The organism is Mesorhizobium sp. M0028 (genome assembly GCF_040323855.1).
GTDB lineage: Bacteria > Pseudomonadota > Alphaproteobacteria > Rhizobiales > Rhizobiaceae > Mesorhizobium.
Genome location: NZ_JAMYVG010000009.1, coordinates 177,289 through 196,100, shown reverse-complemented (window position 1 = coordinate 196,100; position 18,812 = coordinate 177,289). Strand labels below are relative to the sequence as shown.

Here is an 18,812-nt window from a genome sequence, read left to right as displayed (position 1 = left end):
GGGCCTGATGAGAGGGCGAACAGCGCATCCGGCGCTTTTTTGCGCAACTGTCTCATTGCGTCGTTCGGTAAAGCTCGGACGCGGCCTGCTTCAGTGCCGCCCGTCCATCCGGCCTCAGATACATCATGTGCCCGCCTTCCAGCACCTCGGCGCGAATGGGCTTTGCGCCGGCAAGTGAAGGAATTTGACCAAGCAGGTAGCGCGAGCCCATGTACGGCGTCACCAGGTCGCTGTAGCCGTTGACGATCAGCACGCCGAGATTGGGGTTCAGCGTGCGCGCCTGCTGAAGGTCGTCCATGACACCCGCATAGCCCTGACGCGTCGGGCTCGTTCCATAGTCCCAATTGCCGCTAACTTCGCGGTTGAGAAGCCGATAGCTGATATCCGTACGGAAGTTCAATTCATCACGCACGTAGCCGACGAAAGCAGAGGTGAGCGCCGGCACGCTTCGGTCGAGCACCGGATCGGGACCCTCGACTCCAAGGCTCTCTGGCGCCACGTCCGCCGTCGCGATGTTGCCGTCATAGGCGCTGAGAACATTGCCCTTTGCCCGTGCAAACTCCTTGGCAAAGAGCCCTATGGGAATGCGTGCAAAGTGCCGCTGGACAAGGTTGAGCGGCAGACCGGTGATTTCGGCGACACGCTGGCTCGCCAGCCGTCCACCTTGCTCCAGTCCACCGGCTAGCGCGGCCAGATAATCGCCGAGCGCATAGCGTTCGACTTCTGCCAGCCGCTCCTGCAGAGCCGGGCCGGAAACGCCTTCGCTGTGCAGGCGCACTGCCGCCAGCGACGGCAGTTCCAGCGCCCAGTGGAGCGGCTGGAACTCGTCCGGGCGCACCAGCGTGAATTCGAGCGCCGGCGAAATCAGCACGACGCCGCTCGGGCTGATGCCGATGTCTTCCTGAAGCTTCCTGGCGAGCAATGCCGCCCGAAACCCGCCATAGCTTTCGCCGGCAAGAAACACCGGCGATGCCGTGCGGTTGGTCTGCGCCAGATAGAGCCGGATGAACGCGCCTATCGACGCGGCGTCCTGACTGACGCCCCAGAAGCTGTGTGCCTCCGTGCCGGGCGCTTCACGGCTGTAACCGGTTCCGACAGGGTCCACAAAGACCAAGTCGGTCATGTCGAGCCAAGTGTCGGGGTTATCGAACAGCCTCTGTGGCGGCGGCAGGAAACTTCCATCGGCCGCCGTCGCCAGGACCCGCGGACCGAGCGCGCCGAGGTGCAGATAGGCGGAAGCTGCTCCCGGACCGCCATTAAACACGAAGGTGATCGGACGCCGCGGATCCGGTCCCGTTTCTTTTCCGGGATGCAGTGCATAGGCGACATAGAAAATCTCGGCGGTGATATCGCCTTTGCCGGACGGCAATGACAGCGTGCCGGCCTTGGCCTCGTAATCGAGCGTGCGTCCGGCGATGACGATCGAATGATCGGAAGTCTGCGGCGGCGGCAGGAGCGAGAGAACCCCGCCTGTGGGCGGCGGCCGCTGGGCCGCCTCCGCATGACTGGCCCCAGCGCCGGCGGCCAACAGCAGAAGAGCGAGGGCGATTTCTTGCAGCTTGATAAGCATGACGTCTCCGGAGCAATTGGCTGGAAACTAGCACACCGTCGGCCGAACCAAAGTCACAGCACCGTGCGCCAGTACTCGGCGTCCAGGCGGAAGACAGGGTGCGAGGGTCATGGCAGCAGCGTCAACCCCTTGCAGCAGATGCGCGGCGGTGGCGCACCAAACGACTTCGTGAATTTCTGCCGGTTGACTCGACTGGCTCACTTCCTAGGTTGGCATTCGGGGCTCCCATGCAATCCGAAGTTGGTATGACATCTTTCCACACACGAAAGCTTGCCCTTCTCGTTCTATCCGTAAGCGCCGCCATCCTGTCCTCCTGCGTCATGCCCGACGACACGTCGAGCACTGCGAAGGAGGACGCCACGGCGGCAGCAGCCCGCAAGGAGATGGTCGGCCTTAGCGAAGCGGATGTTCGAATGTGTGCCGGCTTTCCGACAGCCACCGCCGATGTTGGCAGATCCGGCCAGATCTGGACCTATCAGCGCGTCGTTCAACGCGGCAATCTCAACATTGTGGTTCCGACCGTGGCCATTGGCCCCGTCCCGGCGCTCGGAGGTTCTGTCAACGTCGCCCCCGGCGGCTATTGCAATACGCAAATTCGAATGGTTGACGGCCATGTTGCCGAGGTCGCCTACGCCGGCGACAACAACCTGCCGAACAACCGCGACGGACTCTGTGTCAGCACGGTGGACGCCTGTGTCGCCTATGCCCGTCAGCGCCATCCAGTCAAGGCGATGGGTCGCACGCGGTAACCGGGATCAGACGCGCCTCTGATTGATTTGCCGGCTAATGGATGCTGCCGAACTCCGATTTGAGCACCAACGACTTACCTAAATTTCTGCTCTCAACCGCCGATCCCATCACGAATGGCGCAGAAATAGCGGTCGGTTCCGACCTGTCCGCCCTTGAGGGCAATTTCCAGCCCGTCAATCGCCTCGATGCGCGAATGCGCGAGACAAAGCGGCGAGCCCGGCGATGCCGGCAGCGGCATTCGCACCGTCAGCGCATCGACGCCTATCTGGCCAAGTGCGTGGCTCGACGTATCGCCGCCGGCGATGACCACGCGCAGTAGCTTCTCTTGAAGCGTCAATTCGCGGAGAAGCTCGCCAAGGCCGCGGCCAAGCTTATGGCGGGCGCCTTCCTGGAGATCGATTTCAGCACCGCGGTCGGCCGCCGGTCCGAGCGCGGTGTAGAGGATGACGCTGCGCCCGGCCTTCAGGCTGGAGCGGCCGGTTGCAACCGCGCGCGCAATAGCGTCGTTCGAAGCCTCAGAAACCAGTTCGACCGGGTCGATCTCGATCCCGTCGAAGCCATCGGCTAGAGCATGCCGGATCTGCCGTTCCGTCGTCGGCGAGCAGCTCCCCGAGACCACGGCGATCCTGTCGGCAGCGCCCGGCGGCGAAAACGCGAGTTTGGCATCCACGATCCGGTTCGATGCCCATTCGGCCAGCAAGGCATATTCGATGCCTGAAGAGCCGACGACGAAATAACCGCCCGGCCTGCGAGCGCGCCATATCTCCTTGCCGGCAAGCGCCTGGGTTTCCAGGCTGTCGGCATCGAAGAGCACGATGTCTGTGCCATTCTCCACAAGCCGGTCGAATGCTTCCGACCGCGACGCCGATTGCAGCGTTGCCAGGTCGACCAGCCCCGAGCTGAGGTCTGTCTGGCGCGACAGATGGATCAGCAGGTCGGATTCGTCCATCGGCGTGGTCGGATGGCGGCTCATCACGGGATGGCGATCGATACGGAAATATTTGTCGCGGTAGGCCGCGAAGAGATGACCGAAGGCGGTGTAGCGCTTCAGCTGCGGCGCGCCGACCACCAGCGGCACGCCGCCTTGCCGGAAAACCGAGCGGCCGATCTCGATCGCCCGGCCGATGCTGCCGATTGCCGGGCTGGAATCGAAGGTCGAGCAGACCTTGTAGTGGCAGATCTCGGCGTTGAGGGTCTTCAGCCAGGCGAAGGCATCTCGCAGATGCGTGTCCATCCACTGCGGCGCCTCGCTTCTGCTGGTGCCGGCCAGCCCGATGGCGCGGCAATGCGCAAATTGCGAAAGCAGCGCCTCGTCCGGCTGCCGCATGAACAGCACGGTCGGCACGCCGCCGAGCTCGAGCGCCTCCATCACATCGGTCGAGCCGGTCAGGTCGTCGCCATAATAACTCAGAAGCAGGTTTTGCATGGCGTCAGGCCGCCTTGCCGTCGCCGAACTTCTCGATCGACCGCGCCAGCTCGACATGGCTCAAGGCATAATCCGCCAACGGGATGTCTTGGACCGCCGCCTTCCAGGCCTGCTGCACGGCGCGCACGCCGGCGCCCGGCCCGTCCGGGTGGCTGACGATGCCGCCGCCGCAGAGATAGAGAAGATCGACCGTCCGGCCGGTTCGCTGGAAGGTTTCAGGCGCCTGCCCGCCCCACTGGCCGGAGCCGGTGACCGGCAATGCGCAATCGGCCGGCGAAAAGATCGGCGTGGTCACCGCCTTGAAGGATTCGACGAAGGACCAGTCGGGTTCCCAGTATTTCGAGGCGATGCCATTGATCTGGAATTGGTCGACGCCGAGCAGCCGCCAGAACTGCTGCCAGACCTTGAAGTCCATGCCGAGGCCAGGATGACGGGTGAGAATGTCCCAGCCATTGCGGTGGGCATGGAGCACCAGGCTGGAGCGCTTTCGGAGGTAAGCCATGCCGCCAAAACCGATCGAATTGATGTTGACCACAGCACAATTGCCGCCGGCCTTTGCCACCAGGTCGTGGTTTCGCATCATCTCGTCGGGATCGGCATGTGAGATGCCAAAGGCATACATGACCTTCTTGCCGGTCTTCTGCTCGTGGTCGAGGATCAGCGGCATGATTGCCCTCACCCGCTCTGACAGCGGTGAATAGGCCGGGCTCATCAGCTTCTCGTCGTCCTTGATGAAATCGACGCCGGCGGCAATCAGCTCTTGCACCATCGCGGCCGTCTCGTGCGGGCGGAGTCCCAGCGCCGGCTTGACGATGGTCCCGATGATCGGACGGTCCGCGACAGCGGCGAGCCTGCGGCTGCCAGTGACGCCGAATTGCGGGCCGGGATGCGCGCCCCGGTACTCCTCGGGTAGCTTCATGTCGATCACACGAATGCCGGACAGGCCCCTGATCGAAAACGTGCCGCCGATGGCAATGGTCATCAGCGCTGACAGGTCGGTGCCGATGGCCTCCAGCGGAAAGGCGATGTCGACGTCGGCGCGCTTGACCGGGCCATTGCCGGCTTCGGGACCGGTTTCGGGAAGAGACGGCCGATCCGCATCCGGCAGATGCCGTATCGCCAGGACGCGCGCCGCGACCCTAGCCTTAAGCTCTTCGGTCTCGCCGGCTAGCGCGACGAAGGTTCCGGTCGACTGGTCGCTTGCGATCTTGGCCGCCAGCGCCTCGATATTGCCGCGTGTTTCGATGCGATAGGTGAGAACAATCATATTCGCGCGGCCTGCCGGGGTGGTTCGAAAAAGGTTCCTTGGCCCTCGAAATCTGGTATAATGAGTACATAAGCATTGCAAGCCTTATCCGGCTTGGCAGGGCCGGGCGAGCCGGCAGCAGGCGTTCCGGAATTCACGCCGGAAATGCTAGATAGGGGCCGGTCAAAGGAGTGATTCGCGACGATGAACCGTTCGGAGCCGATCGTCCGGCGCAAGCTTTCCGACGAAGTATTCTTGAGACTGAAGCGCCTGATCACCAGCGGCGAATTGCAGCCGGGCGACGACATGCCGTCGGAGCGCGAACTGATGGAGCGCTTCGAGGTCGGCAGGCCGGCGATCCGCGAGGCGATGCAGGCGCTGAGCAATATGGGGCTGGTAGCGATCTCGCATGGTGAGCGGGCCAAGGTGCTGCAGCTGACCGCCAAGTCGATCATCAAGCAGGTCGATGGCGCGGCGAAGATCATCCTGTCATCGTCGAAGGATACGCTCGAGCACCTCAAGAACGCGCGCATCTTCTTCGAGCGCGGCATGGTAAAGGAAGCTGCTGAAAAGGCCACCGCCGAGGACGTGCAGCGGCTGCGCGCAACGGTCATCGAGCAGCGCAGCTTTCGCGGCGACTCGGAAGCCTTCATATCCGCCGACATGAAATTCCACACCCAGATCGCGGCAATATCCGGCAACCCGATCTACGTCGCCGTCAGCGAGGCAATGCTTGGCTGGCTAAAGGAATACCACACCGAAATGCTGATCTGGACCGGCAAGGAAAAGTTCACGCTGACCGAGCACGAAGAGATCATCGAGCGCATCGAAGCCAAGGATGCGGATGGCGCCGAGAAGGCGATGATCAAGCACCTCGAACGCTCGCGTGCGCTCTACGTGATGAATTCCGGCAACTGAAAATCAAGCGCAGGTCTCTACCGGCGTCGCGGTCGGGACTGTGTTCTCGGCCTACTGACTGACCACAGGTCAGCCTGAGTCGGGACCGGCGCAGTTTGCTGTAGCCGTTCAAATCCGATGTATGTGCCGCATTGTTTTCATTCAGCGATTTCAGCATTTGCATCTTTCCAGCCATGGATTTCCGCGGCCGCTTTCGTCAGCGAGCCCGTATACGGCCATCCTGGAGGCGCCGCTCTTTTTCTAGAATTGGCAATTTTGACAAAGACTATGCTAGACTTGCCATCCGACGAGAACGACACCGGGAGTACCGCAATGGCTGTCAGGAGCCTCCACGTTGTGATCTGGCTGCCGTCGAATTTCTATTCGGCCGTTGTCTCGACTCTGGTCGAAATGTTTCAGCTTGTGAATGACGTCTGCCGTTCACAGGTTCTCTCCTGTGAGTTCGTTTCAAGGGGCACGCCGTCGACATCAAGCACCGGAATTTCCTTCCCGACAAAGGTTCGACCATCGCGAAAAATGGATGTCCTGATTCTCATTGCGATGCCGGGTGTCGAGATTCCGGACCTTCTGCGCTCGCTCGACGAGGAGAGTGAGCATTCAAAACCGCTGATCGCGCTCGCGCAGCAGCAGGAGGCAATCATCGCAGCACATTGCGGCGCATGTTATCTGCTCGCCAATTCAGGATTGTTGGACGGCAAGCGCGCAACGATATCCTGGTGGCTGAAGAACGAGGCAAGCCGCCGGTTTCCGCAAGTGCGATGGGACGCTTCCCGCCTGCTCATTCGCCAGGACCGCCTTTACACATGTGGAGGCGGGTTTTCCGGACTGGAACTCGCCAGGGCTTTGCTGATCGATCTGGGCTTCTCGAAGGAAGAGCGGATCATTCGAAAACTTCTGGTTCTTCCTCCGCCGCGCACATTTCAGAGTCCCTACGAATTTCCTCTCGACGAAATATCGAACGAGGCCAGCCCATTCGAGAACAAGCTGCGCGAACTCTCGAAAGACAAGATGTCGGAAATCGATTTGAACTTTCTCGCAACCGAATTTGCGATGTCTTCGCGAACCCTGTCTCGCAGGTTTTTCGACGAGTTCCAGACAACGCCGGGAAAATGGATCCAGGAAAGGCGGCTGGAGTTGGCAAAATCCATGCTTGAGGAAACGAAACTGAGCGTTTCAGAAATTTGCTATCGGGTGGGTTATCAGGACGTCGCCTCGTTCAGCCGTCTTTTTTCCAGGACGACTGGAATGGCACCAGGCGAGTTTCGAAAGCAAATCGGGTGACAAGCCGGCAGCGGACATGCTGCGGCTAGGGGCAACCGTTGCGGAATTGCGGCGATTCATGAACCCCGGCATATGACTTCAGCCGATCCGGACGATTGCGTAAGGCGTCATCACAAGACGGTCTCGGCCCGACGCGTCGCGCTGAATCTGGCGTGACGTTCGTCCATCCCAGATCTTCAGAAAACCCTGATCGGAGCCGAGCCCGGAAACATCGACTGGAACGTCGTCAGGGGTAAGGTTCGCCAGCCAGACGATGATCTTGCCTGTCTGGGCGCGGCCGGCCAGTCCGAGCACCTGCGTCTCATCGGTCGTTGTTGCCGCCATATGCGCATGGCCGGCCAGTTCGCAAAGTCCTTTCACCGCGTGGAAAATCGGCCGGCGTGTACCTTCTTCGACCGGTTCACCCGACGAGGCCAGCACGCCGAATGGCCCGGTGAAGCTGCAGAGCGTGAGCATTTCGAGCCCGGCAGGGGCGAGGCGTGCGGCATAGCCGATCGTCCATGCGGCCCCGAACAGTCCGGCATGGCGCGGGTCGCGGTCGGCCATGGCAATGCGCTGACTGTCGGGATTGGGCTTGGTCGCGCCGCCATAAGGGTTCTGGCGCATGGCAATGGTCGACGGCCCGATCCGATAAGGTTTTGTTCCGAAGATCGCCCGTGCAGACGCGGTGATGAAAGGCAGCACCTCCAGCGATTGCATGACGCTGAGATCGTCAGCGGCATGCACGATCGGGCAAGTGCAATGCGTGACGAAATCGAGCGGGTCGGCCGGCACACGCTTGCGGTTGAGTTCGGTGAAATAGCTGAACATGCCGCCGCCGAGGCGGGTGTCGGGAAAGGCACGCCGCGCCGCGGCATAGACATCTTCGAGCGGCGGGCACTGCGGCCATGCGCTGCCCGGCGGCGTCGACTGCCGGTCGACCGAGGGCGAAACGGCAATGGCCGAGAGCTTGAGCCCGGCCTTGCGCACCCTGTCGGCGACGCCTGAAAGCTCCGTGTCGAGATCGCCGTCGCCGGCAATGACACATTCGAGCGTTGTCCGAGCCGGATAGGCGGCGGCCAGCCTGGCGTAGGACCGCAAGGCGTCGAGCCCGTGGCCGCGCGTCGGGTCAAAGTGGAACATCAATTGCTGCGGGCCAAGCTCGGACAGCACCGACAGCTTGCTCAGCGCGGCCTCGACCTCATCCGGGTAGATGATAATGCCGACATCCGGCAGCACCGGTCCGGCTTGGCCGAGCGTGACACGAATCGGTTCGGCGGTTGCCGCGGTGGCCGGCACTTTCCCGCCACCCTCCACCCGCAAGCTGATGGTCTGGCGGAAGGGCTTGCCGGCAGGCAGCACGTAGGGCCATGGCAGCGCGAGCGGCCGGACATAGGTCTTGTAGGAGGCATCCGACCAGTTGCGCTGGTCTTCCATCTCGAAGGCATCGCCTTCCATACGGCATTCGGCGGTGACGCCCGCCCGGACCTCATGGGTGATCGCCCGCAGATCCTTGAACGGCTGCCAGGGATCGATTAGTTCTGGGAGCCGCGTTGCGACCACGCTGCCGTCGGTATGCTCAACCGTGACCGGGCTGCCGGCCAGGCCGGCAATCGGATGCAGGATGCAGAAGCCACAGCGATTGGTTTCGAAATCGCTGTCGGGACGAGCGCTCACGTCGAAGACCAACTGACCATCGGCGGAGCTCTTGATGGTCGCGCGGAAGCCGAGTCGACTGCCGTCCGGTGCCTGGCAACTTGCCGAATAGCTGACGGAAAATGCCTCGGTATCTTGCTCGATGGCAAGGTTGGTGAGCGCCGGCTCGTAGGTGCCCCAGTCGCGATCTCTGACGATATAGGCGATGGCGCGCAGAACTTCGGTGCCGCCCTGCCGAATGTTGCGCAGATTGCCGTTGACGAAGTCCGCCGCCAGCGCACCGGCGCGCAGCCTGACCGGTTCGACTTCAACCGCATGCGTGCCGTAAAGGAGGAAGGCGTCGGCTGTCATTTCAGCAAGGCGTCGAGTTGCACCGGTTCGCGGCTTGCGGCGCCGGCATAGGCCGCCTCGACCAGCGCCAATGTCTTGAGGTTGTCCGCGCCCGAGGTCGCGGGCTCGGTTCCGTTGGTCAAGCAATCGACCCAATGCTTTTGAATGGCGACGACGCTTTCCTGGATGTTGTGCCACGGCCGCGATGCCCAAGGCAGCAGCGGCGGCGAGACGTCGCTGACAGCCGTTCCGCTCCTGCCGGTGACGGTGAGCCGGTAGCCCTGCGCCAGCCGGATCGTGCCGTCGCTGCCGTCGATTTCGATCAGCGTCTGCGGAAACGGCTCAGTCGCGAGCTTGCTCGCGTAGCTGCAGTCGACCACCGAAGTGGCGCCGCTCGTGTGGTCCATGAGCATCGTCGCAACATCCTCGCCGGCAATGGCAGGGTTGACGCGCGCCGTTCGCGCAGTGACCGTCGAGACGTCGCCCAGCAGAAAGCGGGCGATGTCGAGGATGTGGATGCCGAGGTCTTCGATAATGAAGCGCTTTCCCGTCGCCAAATAGGGCTGGCCGGAAAACACGTCGTAAGCCGATCGAAACGAGATCCGTCCGAAGAAGGGTGTGCCGATGTCGCCGCTGTCGAGCACGGCACGCACCGCCTGGATCGGCGACTGCCAACGAAAATTTTCGTGCACCATCAGCGGCACACCGGCGACGGCGCATGCCTTCACTATCGCCTTGGCGTCGGCAAGCGTCGGCGCGAACGGTTTTTGGCAGATTACCGGCACGCCGTGCTGCGCCGCCATCTCGACGAGGGGACGGTGGCTCGGCGCGGTGGTGGCGATGTCGACGAAATCCAACCTTTCGCCGGCAAACAGTGCTGCCGCGTCGGTATAGCGCCGCGCGACCCCGAACTGGTCGCCGACGATCCTCAACCGGTCCGGATCGCGGTCGCAGATGGCAGCGATCGAGGCACCCTCTATGTCGCGCCAGGCATGCATCTGGTTGACGGCGAAGAAGCCGCAGCCGATCAGCGCTCCCCGCAGTTCCGTCATGTCAGCCAGCCTTTGCCATCTGCATCAGCGTCACCCGGCTCTGCAGCCGGCGCTGTGCCTGGTCGACGACGACGGCGACGATGATGACGAGGCCCTTGATCACCATCTGCCAGAACGAGCTCACCCCCATCATCACCAGCCCGTCCGAAAGAATGCCGATGACGAAGGCGCCGACAATGGTGCCGCCAATGGTGCCGCGTCCGCCCGACATCGAGGTGCCGCCGAGCACTGCCGCGGCAATGGCGTTGAGTTCGAAGCTCTCTCCGGTCGCCGGATGCGAGGCCATCAGTTCGGACGAGATGATCAGCCCGACGATCGCCGCGCAGAAGCCGGAGAACATGTAGACGAACATCTTCACCATGTTGACGCGGACGCCCGAAATCCGCGCCGCCCGCTCGTTGCCGCCAACGGCGAAAATGTGGCGGCCGAGCGGGGTGTACTTGGCGAGATAGGCGGCCCCTAATGCAACAACGAGCAAAATCCACAGCGCGACGGGCAGGCCGAGCAACCGGCCGGCGCCGAGAAAGCCGAATCCGGTGGTGCCAAGCTCCGGCTTGCCGACGAGATTGGGGAAGGTGCGCCCGTCGGACGACAGCAGCGCCAGGCCGCGCGCGACATAGAGCACGCCGAGCGTGGCGATGAACGGCGCAACGTTAAGCCTGGTGATCAGCAAGCCGTTGACGGCGCCGATCAATATGCCGACGGCAAGCGTGATCAGCGCGATCTCGAAGACGTTGAAATAGATGGTATAGCCGACCTGCAGGTCGATGCCGTTGAGCACGAGATAGCCGGCCACCATGCCGCACAGGCCGACGATCGAGCCGACCGACAGGTCGATGCCGCCGGTGATGATGACAAAGGTCATGCCCATTGCGAGGAATGCGTTCAGCGCCACGTGCTTCGACATCAGGATAAGATTGGCGGCCGAGAGGAAATTGGGGGCAGCTATCGAGAAGAACAACAGCACGGCGATCAGCGCGATGAACGTCCTCGCCTTCATCAGCGTCAGCAGGACCGAGCCGCTCGAAAGGGAGGTGACCGCCGCCTTGGCTGGAATGTCAGTCATGCGCCTTGCTCTCCGTGCGGGACCGGTCCGTGGCCGAGCGCCGAGGCAGCGACGATCGCGGCCTCTGTCGCCTCGGCGCGGTCGAACATACCAGTCAATTTTCCATTGCTCATCACCGCGATGCGGTCTGACAACGCCATCACCTCATCGAGATCCGAGGTGGCAAACAGGATCCCCAGGCCGTCGCGCGACAGCTTGCGCATGGTGCGGAACACGTCGGCCTTGGCGCCGACGTCGATGCCGCGGCTGGGCTCGTCCATCAGCAGCACCTTCGGTCCGGTGAGCAGCGCCTTGCCGATCACCACCTTCTGCTGGTTGCCGCCCGACAGCGACGAGACTTCCTGCGCCGGATCGGCGACCTTGATCGCCAATTCGCGCACGGTCTGGGCCACCGCCTGTCGTTCGGCGGCACCACGAATGTGGAACAGGCGCACGAAACGCGACAGGCTGGCCAGCGTCAGATTGCTGGCGACGGAGAGGGTCGACACCAGCCCTTCGCGCTGGCGGTCTTCGGGGATCAGCGCCAGGCCGCGGCGGATGCGTCGCGTCGTGTCCCGCTCGTGCACTTTTTTGCCGGCAATGAATATCGTTCCGGTCGAATGGCCGTGACGGCCCATGATGCAGTCGAACAGCTCGCTGCGTCCGGCTCCCATCAGGCCGTAGATGCCGAGGATTTCACCGGCGCGCAGCGACAGCGAGACGTGGTCGACCGCGAGCCCGCCGGTGACACGCGGCAGGCAAATGTCCTCGGCACGGAATATCTCTTCGCCCGGCACATGGCCGTCGGCCTTGGCGAAGTCCTTGGCCTCCGAGCCGATCATCTGCCGCACGATCCACTGGGTATCGACGTCTTTCATCTCCGCCTGGCCGGTGATGCGCCCATCGCGCAGCACGGTGATGGTGTCGCCGATGCGGATCAGTTCCTCGAGCCGATGCGAGATGTAGACGATTGCCACGCCGCGCGCCTTGAGGTCGGCAATCACCTTGAACAGGATCTCGACTTCCGCCGCGCTGAGCGCCGAGGTTGGTTCGTCCATAATCAGGATGCGCGCATCGAGCGAAACCGCCTTGGCGATCTCGACCAGTTGTTGCTGGCCGATGCGCAGATCCTCGACCAGCATGTCGGGCCGGATGCCGGCTTCCAGGCGTTCAAGGAACTCCGCCGCGCGGCGCTCCTGCTCTTTGCGGTCGATCTTGCGGAAGCGGTTGGTGATCTCGCGGGTGGCGAAAATATTTTCGGCGACAGTCAGATTGCCGAACAGGTTCAGCTCCTGGAACACCATGCCGATGCCGCGATTCACCGCATCCCCGGATGACGAGAAGGAAACCTCCTCGCCGTCCAGCAGAATGCGCCCGAGTGTCGGCTGCTCGACGCCCGCGATGATCTTCATCAGCGTCGATTTGCCGGCTCCGTTTTCGCCGACCAGCACGTTGACCGCGCCCTTGCGCACCTCGAAATTCGCGCGCTTGACCGCGACGGTGCCGGAATAGACCTTCGAGACATCCTCCAGCTTCAGGATGACATCTTGATCGCCGCTCATGGCTTCGGCCCGATCTCTGCCTCCGCCGGCGTCACCAGCGGCAGGTCCTGGCCACTGCCCGGCGTATAGGCGCCGAGGATCTTGACGCTGCGGCCCTCGAGTGCCTCGCGCGGCAGCTTGGAAAGTACGGTCTTGTCGGCATAGGCGTTGAACGACTTGCCGAACTGGGCGAAGTCGATCTGATTGGTGAAATCGTTGAACTGGATGAAGTCGAGGCTGTCGCGCAGGGCGGTCCCACGCATGGCGGGGCCGATCTGCACCCGCGCATCGGCCTTGCCGTCGCCGTCGGCATCGACATCCATCGTCGCCGCACGTGACTGTGTGTTGGCTGCAACGACCTTGCCCTCGAGCCGAACGGCGAAGGTCCACGGCGAATTCGCCTGCTTTTTCGGGTTGCCGTATTTGGCGCCGGCAGCGGCGGGATCGGCCTTGGCCAAGGCATGCACCTCGGGAAACGGCCCGGCCTTCTGCTGCAGATAGGGTATCACTTTCGCCGCCCAGATGTCCTCGACCATCTTGTCGGGATTGAACGCGGAGCCAGTGCCGCCGTTTTCCGCCGACGGCGTCGGCAAGATCTTGCAGGCGGTCAGGCTGACTATTGCTGCGAGGAACAACGCGACAAAGATCGGCCGGGTCAGCGTGTTGAACATGTCGGCTCGTTCGGCATGGCGGTGAGGAGCACCCAGAGAAATGGAAGCAAGGGCGAAATGGAAGCAAGGGACGAACCGGAGGCTCGTCCCTTGCTGCCTGATGTTACGCCGGCTCAGTTGGTGAGCGCGAACGTCTCGAGCTTGGCGGCATTGTCGCCATTGACCAGGACGCAGTCCATCAGCTGCTTTTCTTCGGCGGGAGACTTCTTGTTCTTGATGAAGTCGTTGGCCTGCTCGACCGCCATCTGCGCCTGCGCGAAGGCCGGCTGCAGGACCGTCGCCTTGATGCCGCCGGAGGTGATCGAGTCGCGCACGTCGTTCGACCCGTCGAAGCCGACGACGATGACGTCCTTGCGGCCGGCAGCCGCGAGTGCCGCATAGGCGCCCATCGCCATCGTGTCGTTGCCGGAGATCACGCCCTTGATATCGGGATTGGCCTGGAGGATCGATTCCATCTTTGAATAGGCCTCGGTCTGGCTCCAATTGGCCGACTGCTGCGCCACCATCTTCAGGTCCGGATAGTCGTCGATGACGTCGTGGTAACCCTTGGAGCGGATGCCGGCATTGGTGTCGGATTCCTTGCCGACGAGCTCGACGAAATTACCCTTCTCGCCCATCAGCTTGACGAATTCCTGCGCGCCGAGCTGGGCGCCCTGATAGTTGTTGGAGACGATCTGCGCGACGGCAACGCCGGTGGCATTGATCTCGCGATCGATCAGGAATGAAGGAACACCTGCGTCCTTGGCCTTCTGCACGGCGGCAACGGTGGCGTCGGCGCCGGCATTATCGAGGATGATTGCCTTGGCGCCGCGGCCGATCGCCGTGTCGATAAGTTCGGACTGCTTGTTGGCATCGTCGTCATGGACGAGCACCAGCGCCTCGTAGCCGAGTTCCTTGGCCTTGGCCTCTGCGCCGACAGCTTCCGCCTTGAAGAACGGATTGTCATGCGAGGGCGTGATGATGGCGATCAGATCCGCCGCATAGGCGGGTGCGGCCGTGCCAAGCGCCAGCATGCCGGCGAAAGCCGCAAGCGTCATTCTGCGTGTCAGTTTCATGTATTCCTCCCGTTGAAAACCCGTGCCTTGATCCCAAGGCTATATGCATTCAATTCGTTAGCCAGCGCGGATCGCGGCTCGCGTCAGGTTCACAAGCCCTTTGCCGGCTTCACCTCGATCGATCGTCTCCCCGCTATCCTCCACTCGTCCCAGGCCCTGAGCTTGCTGCGAAGCTTGACGGTCCGAGCCATCGAACAGCTAAGCTAACTGGTATGATGAGTCAATGACAATTTCAGGTGATATGTTCCCGGACGACGCGTTGCGCCCTCAGGTAATGCGCTGAATGCTCGCGGCAATCTCCTCCGGCTCGAACACCCGCTTCCAGTCATCGCGCATCAGCACCGGCTTGCCGAACTCTATCGCCTTGTTGCAGGCGTCGGAGAACACGCCTTTGGTCTCGCCGAAGATGACGGCGCCAAGCACGTTCATATGGCCAAGCAGGAAGTCGAGCGCCGCCTGTTTGTCGACCCCGCGCGCCACCACCTCGTCAACGGCCTCCTTCATGACGACGAGCAGCGAAGCGCATACCGTTTCCGAAAGGCCGGGCTCGAGCAGCGCCATCTGATCGACGGTGACTCGATGCGAGCGCATAACCGGGGCCCAGATGATCTTGGCGATCGCCTCACCCTTGGCGAAATCTTCCTCCGGCCCCTGCATCAAGGCGCTGACCATGTGCTGCTTGGCCTTGACGCCGCCGAAATAGTCCTTCTTGGCCGCCATGTCGGTCTCGTCGTTGAAGATCGGCGGATGGCACGGGTGGGTGACGAAATAGGTCAGGTCCGGTCGCTGCGGCAGATGCCCGGCGAAAGGTGCCGCGGCGTCGAGCACGACGACCATCGTGCCTGATGCAAGCTTGCTCTCGATGCTCGCCGCGACCTTGCCGATATGCGTATCCGGCACCGCCAGGATCACCACATCGGCGCCATCAAGCGCCTCATCGGCGCTGACGGCATCGATGCCGAGGCCCGATTTAAGCCGCTCGCGGCCGGCGTCGCTAACCTCGACATGGCGTACCGTATAGGGAGATCCGCGAAAATTGGTCGACAGGCGGTAACCCATTTTGCCGCCAGCACCAAACAGCGCAATCGTTGTCATTGTCCGTTACTCCTGATTTCCAACGACGGCCCTGCCGATCGTCATCCTATTGACTTGTATGCACATTGCCGCCGGCTGGCGGATTACAAAAGGCGGGGAGCCGCCGCTCAAATGACGATGCCCTGGACGATGTCTCGGGCGCTCGGATGTCCAGCACAGCACAGCTATGCGGAGCATGCTACCTCAGGTACACATTATACCAGCATACCAATTTGGCAAGCGGCAGTGGCACGGCTCTGAGCACTTGCTTGGCCGTCGTTTACCTCCTGTTCAACGGCAAAGAGCGATCATCGCGGCTGAACCGCCAATGGGGCGGGATGATTCGCAGCGAACAAAGCCCATGCTCGAGACTTCACTCTACAGCCCGGTCAAGACCTTCCTCGAAGGCCTGGGTTTCATGGTCAAGGGCGAGATCGGCGGCTGCGATCTGCTGGCGCTGAGTGCCGACTCTCCACCGATCGTCGTCATCTGCGAGCTGAAGCTGAAGTTCAATCTCGAGCTGGTCCTCCAGGGCGTCGACCGTATGGCGGTGAGCGACGAGGTCTGGCTCGCAGCATGCATGTCGGGCCGTGGCAAAGGCCGTGAGAGCGACGTGAGATACCGCAATCTCTGCCGTCGCCTCGGCTTTGGCCTGCTTGGCGTGCGGACGAACGGCGAGGTTCAGGTCCTGCTCAGCCCGACGGCATTGGCTCCGCGTAGGGATTCCCGGCGCCGCTCGAAACTGATCGACGAACATCGGCGTCGGCAGGGCGATCCTGTCGCCGGCGGCGGCTCGCGTGCGCCGATCATGACCGCCTATCGCCAGCAGGCCCTGGCATGCGCCGCAGCACTCGCAGACGGCCCAAAGCGGCCGCGTGACTTGAAGCCCAACCTGCCGAACGCGCCCAAAATCCTGCTGCACAACGTGTATCGCTGGTTCGCGCGCACCGATCGCGGGATCTACGAACTGACCGCTCAGGGTCGTGAAGCATTGCAGCGCTGGCCGCAGCCTCATCGCAGCCACACCGCTGCCTGAGACAGGCAACGCCGGATTTCGCGCTCGCTTCCGCGACAATCACGGCTTCGGCAAGACAGCAAACCTCCGTGACGGAACCATATTTCGACACGATGGTTGTGTCGTCACCGAATTGATCGTCCCTGAGCAAAACGGAAGGAAAGGCCATGCGGCTATCGACGACAATTGCCACACTCTCGGCACTGGCTCTCGCCTCGCCGGTCTATGCGCAATCCGTGGGACCAGAGCTTGCCCCTGTCCCGCCGACGGCCCCGCAAACCCTGCCAGAGCAAGCCACGCCCGAAGAGGCCACTCCCGACCAGGCTACACCTGACCAAGCCTTCTCCGCGCAGAATTTCACCGCAGTGACAATCGTGGCGATGGAGGATCTGCCTCCTGACATCAAGGCACAGGCGGAGGCCGTCGTCACCCAGACCAGCGCCGAGGATTTGCGTATCCTGCAAAGTTCGATCGACGCATCGCCGCAGGCGGCATCGGCACTGGCGGCGAACGGGCTTAATTCCACGCAGGTCGTGGCCGCCAATATCGACGGCGACGGCACGCTGACGCTGATCATCCAGACGACGACGTGAGCGGCTGAAAGCGGACAAGCCGGTTCCGGCATGGAACCGAAGCCCGCCTGGATCGCGGAGGACTGTCATGGCCGAGGCTGCAGTTCGCAACTTCACCATCAATTTCGGGCCACAACATCCCTCCGCTCACGGCGTCCTGCGGCTGGTGCTCGAACTCGACGGCGAGATCGTGGAACGCGCCGATCCCCACATCGGCCTGCTGCATCGCGGCACCGAAAAGCTCATCGAGTACAAGAACTACCTGCAGGCCCTGCCCTATTTCGACCGGCTCGACTACGTCGCGCCGATGAACCAGGAGCACGCATTCTGTCTCGCCGCCGAGAAGCTCCTTGAAATATCGGTTCCGAAGCGTGGGCAACTCATTCGCGTGCTTTTCTGCGAAATAGGCCGGCTCCTGTCGCACCTCCTCAACGTCACCACGCAAGCCATGGACATCGGCGCGCTGACGCCGCCGCTCTGGGGTTTCGCCGAGCGCGAGAAGCTGATGGTCTTTTACGAGCGCGCGTCCGGCGCCCGCATGCACGCAAATTATTTCAGGGTCGGCGGCGTGCATCAGGATCTGCCGCCGGAGCTCCTCGACGACATCTGGAATTTCTGCGATCCGTTCCTCAAGGTCTGCGACAATCTCGAAGGGCTGTTGACCGAGAACCGCATTTTCAAGCAGCGCAATGTCGATGTCGGCGTGATCGGCCTTGACGATGCCTGGGCCTGGGCCTTCTCCGGCGTGATGGTGCGCGGATCGGGCGCCTCCTGGGATCTGCGCAAGGCGCAGCCATACGAATGCTATCCGGAGATGGATTTCGATATCCCGGTCGGCAAGCATGGCGACTGCTACGACCGCTATCTCGTACGCATGGAGGAAATGCGCCAGTCGGTCCGGATCATGCGGCAATGTCTGGAAAAGTTGCGCTCACCCGAAGGCCAGGGGCCGGTCGCGATCCCGAACCGCAAGATCACGCCGCCGCCGCGTGCCACGATGAAGCGCTCGATGGAAGCGACGATCCATCACTTCAAACTTTATACAGAAGGCATTCGCGTGCCGCGCGGTGAAGTCTATGCCGCCGTCGAGGCGCCGAAGGGCGAGTTCGGCGTCTACCTCGTATCGGACGGAGGCAACATTCCCTACCGATGCAAGATCCGCGCACCTTCCTTCGCCCACCTGCAGGCGATGGATTTCCTGTCCCGAGGCCATATGATCGCCGATGTTGCCGCGATCATCGGCTCGCTCGACATTGTGTTTGGAGAGATCGACCGCTAGGGCGGATCGAAGGGTGTTTGGAGAGATCGATCGCTAGAGCGGATCGAAGGGTGTTTGGAGAGATCGACCGCTCACCAGGTCGAAGGATCTTCCACGATCGCGGGATTGTTCGTCCTTAGCCAGATCTCACCTGCCTGGACGGCGCTCGAACGCCCGTCGGACGAGGGCTCTCAATTGCGGCGGGCCAACTCAAATTCTCACATCAAAGACGGACGCATGGCCGCGACAAGGCGCAGCCAAGCGTCAAGGAGTTTCACAATCTGCGCGGCCTGACGGGGCACGAGTCCTTCCAAGTTCGGAAGCGCTCTCCACAGCGCGGAAAGAACGCGTGTTCCGCCGTTCCTCGTATCGC

Annotated in this window: 16 protein-coding genes; 6 read left to right on the top strand and 10 right to left on the bottom strand. The window is 62.3% G+C overall.

Features of this window, described 5'->3' with window-relative positions; genetic code table 11:
- Window positions 1-52 precede the first annotated feature (52 nt).
- Entirely contained in the window at window positions 53-1,570 is a 1,518-nt protein-coding gene (locus tag NKJ93_RS18900) for a S10 family peptidase (protein ID WP_352482006.1), read from the bottom strand.
- 320 nt (window positions 1,571-1,890) lie between these two features.
- Between NKJ93_RS18900 and NKJ93_RS18895 the strand changes: the two genes are divergently transcribed.
- Window positions 1,891-2,319 carry a hypothetical protein gene (locus NKJ93_RS18895; RefSeq protein ID WP_352482004.1) on the top strand — a complete coding sequence of 143 codons (429 nt, stop codon included), beginning with the start codon at window positions 1,891-1,893 and terminating at the stop codon, window positions 2,317-2,319.
- 92 nt (window positions 2,320-2,411) lie between these two features.
- On the opposite strand, the gene NKJ93_RS18890 is transcribed toward NKJ93_RS18895, so the two are convergent.
- Both NKJ93_RS18890 and oiaX read right to left on the bottom strand, forming a co-directional pair.
- Window positions 2,412-3,746: a four-carbon acid sugar kinase family protein gene (locus tag NKJ93_RS18890; protein ID WP_352590690.1), complete on the bottom strand. Its 1,335-nt coding sequence runs from the start codon at window positions 3,744-3,746 to the stop codon at window positions 2,412-2,414.
- Between the two features lie 4 nt (window positions 3,747-3,750).
- Window positions 3,751-5,013: a 3-oxo-isoapionate-4-phosphate decarboxylase OiaX gene (gene oiaX, locus NKJ93_RS18885; RefSeq protein WP_352590687.1), complete on the bottom strand. Its 1,263-nt coding sequence runs from the start codon at window positions 5,011-5,013 to the stop codon at window positions 3,751-3,753.
- A 183-nt stretch (window positions 5,014-5,196) separates the two neighbouring features.
- Between oiaX and NKJ93_RS18880 the strand changes: the two genes are divergently transcribed.
- Entirely contained in the window at window positions 5,197-5,910 is a 714-nt protein-coding gene (locus NKJ93_RS18880; protein ID WP_352590684.1) for a transcriptional regulator NanR, read from the top strand.
- A gap of 312 nt (window positions 5,911-6,222) precedes the next feature.
- Window positions 6,223-7,191 carry a GlxA family transcriptional regulator gene (locus NKJ93_RS18875; RefSeq protein WP_352590681.1) on the top strand — a complete coding sequence of 323 codons (969 nt, stop codon included), beginning with the start codon at window positions 6,223-6,225 and terminating at the stop codon, window positions 7,189-7,191.
- A gap of 78 nt (window positions 7,192-7,269) precedes the next feature.
- On the opposite strand, the gene apnL is transcribed toward NKJ93_RS18875, so the two are convergent.
- From apnL to NKJ93_RS18840, 7 genes are all read right to left on the bottom strand, one after another.
- A complete protein-coding gene (apnL, locus tag NKJ93_RS18870; protein WP_352590678.1) occupies window positions 7,270-9,177 on the bottom strand; it encodes a D-apionate lactonase in 1,908 nt (635 codons plus the stop codon).
- Entirely contained in the window at window positions 9,174-10,208 is a 1,035-nt protein-coding gene (locus tag NKJ93_RS18865; protein WP_352481997.1) for a Gfo/Idh/MocA family protein, read from the bottom strand. The genes apnL and NKJ93_RS18865 overlap by 4 nt, the downstream gene beginning before the upstream one ends.
- A gap of 1 nt (window position 10,209) precedes the next feature.
- A complete protein-coding gene (locus tag NKJ93_RS18860) occupies window positions 10,210-11,274 on the bottom strand; it encodes an ABC transporter permease (RefSeq protein ID WP_023720264.1) in 1,065 nt (354 codons plus the stop codon).
- A complete protein-coding gene (locus NKJ93_RS18855; RefSeq protein WP_352481995.1) occupies window positions 11,271-12,815 on the bottom strand; it encodes a sugar ABC transporter ATP-binding protein in 1,545 nt (514 codons plus the stop codon). Before NKJ93_RS18855 ends, NKJ93_RS18860 begins: the two co-directional genes overlap by 4 nt.
- Window positions 12,812-13,465 carry a DUF2291 family protein gene (locus tag NKJ93_RS18850; protein ID WP_023720262.1) on the bottom strand — a complete coding sequence of 218 codons (654 nt, stop codon included), beginning with the start codon at window positions 13,463-13,465 and terminating at the stop codon, window positions 12,812-12,814. The genes NKJ93_RS18855 and NKJ93_RS18850 overlap by 4 nt, the downstream gene beginning before the upstream one ends.
- Before the next feature lie 113 nt (window positions 13,466-13,578).
- Window positions 13,579-14,520 carry a D-ribose ABC transporter substrate-binding protein gene (locus tag NKJ93_RS18845; protein ID WP_023675475.1) on the bottom strand — a complete coding sequence of 314 codons (942 nt, stop codon included), beginning with the start codon at window positions 14,518-14,520 and terminating at the stop codon, window positions 13,579-13,581.
- Window positions 14,521-14,787: 267 nt separating this feature from the next.
- Complete coding sequence (locus NKJ93_RS18840) at window positions 14,788-15,615, bottom strand: phosphogluconate dehydrogenase C-terminal domain-containing protein (RefSeq protein ID WP_352590675.1); 828 nt, start codon at window positions 15,613-15,615, stop codon at window positions 14,788-14,790.
- Between the two features lie 340 nt (window positions 15,616-15,955).
- On the opposite strand from NKJ93_RS18840, the gene NKJ93_RS18835 reads away from it, so the two are divergent.
- The 3 genes from NKJ93_RS18835 to NKJ93_RS18825 all read left to right on the top strand — a co-directional run bounded on the left by NKJ93_RS18835 (window position 15,956) and on the right by NKJ93_RS18825 (window position 18,460).
- The gene (locus NKJ93_RS18835; protein ID WP_352590672.1) at window positions 15,956-16,630 is read left to right on the top strand and encodes a DUF2161 domain-containing phosphodiesterase; all 675 of its coding nucleotides are present in this window, start codon (window positions 15,956-15,958) and stop codon (window positions 16,628-16,630) included.
- Window positions 16,631-16,776: 146 nt separating this feature from the next.
- Entirely contained in the window at window positions 16,777-17,202 is a 426-nt protein-coding gene (locus tag NKJ93_RS18830; protein WP_352590670.1) for a hypothetical protein, read from the top strand.
- 67 nt (window positions 17,203-17,269) lie between these two features.
- Window positions 17,270-18,460, top strand: a complete 1,191-nt coding sequence (locus NKJ93_RS18825; protein WP_023720257.1) for an NADH-quinone oxidoreductase subunit D — start codon at window positions 17,270-17,272, stop codon at window positions 18,458-18,460.
- The last annotated feature ends 352 nt before the right edge of the window (window positions 18,461-18,812 follow it).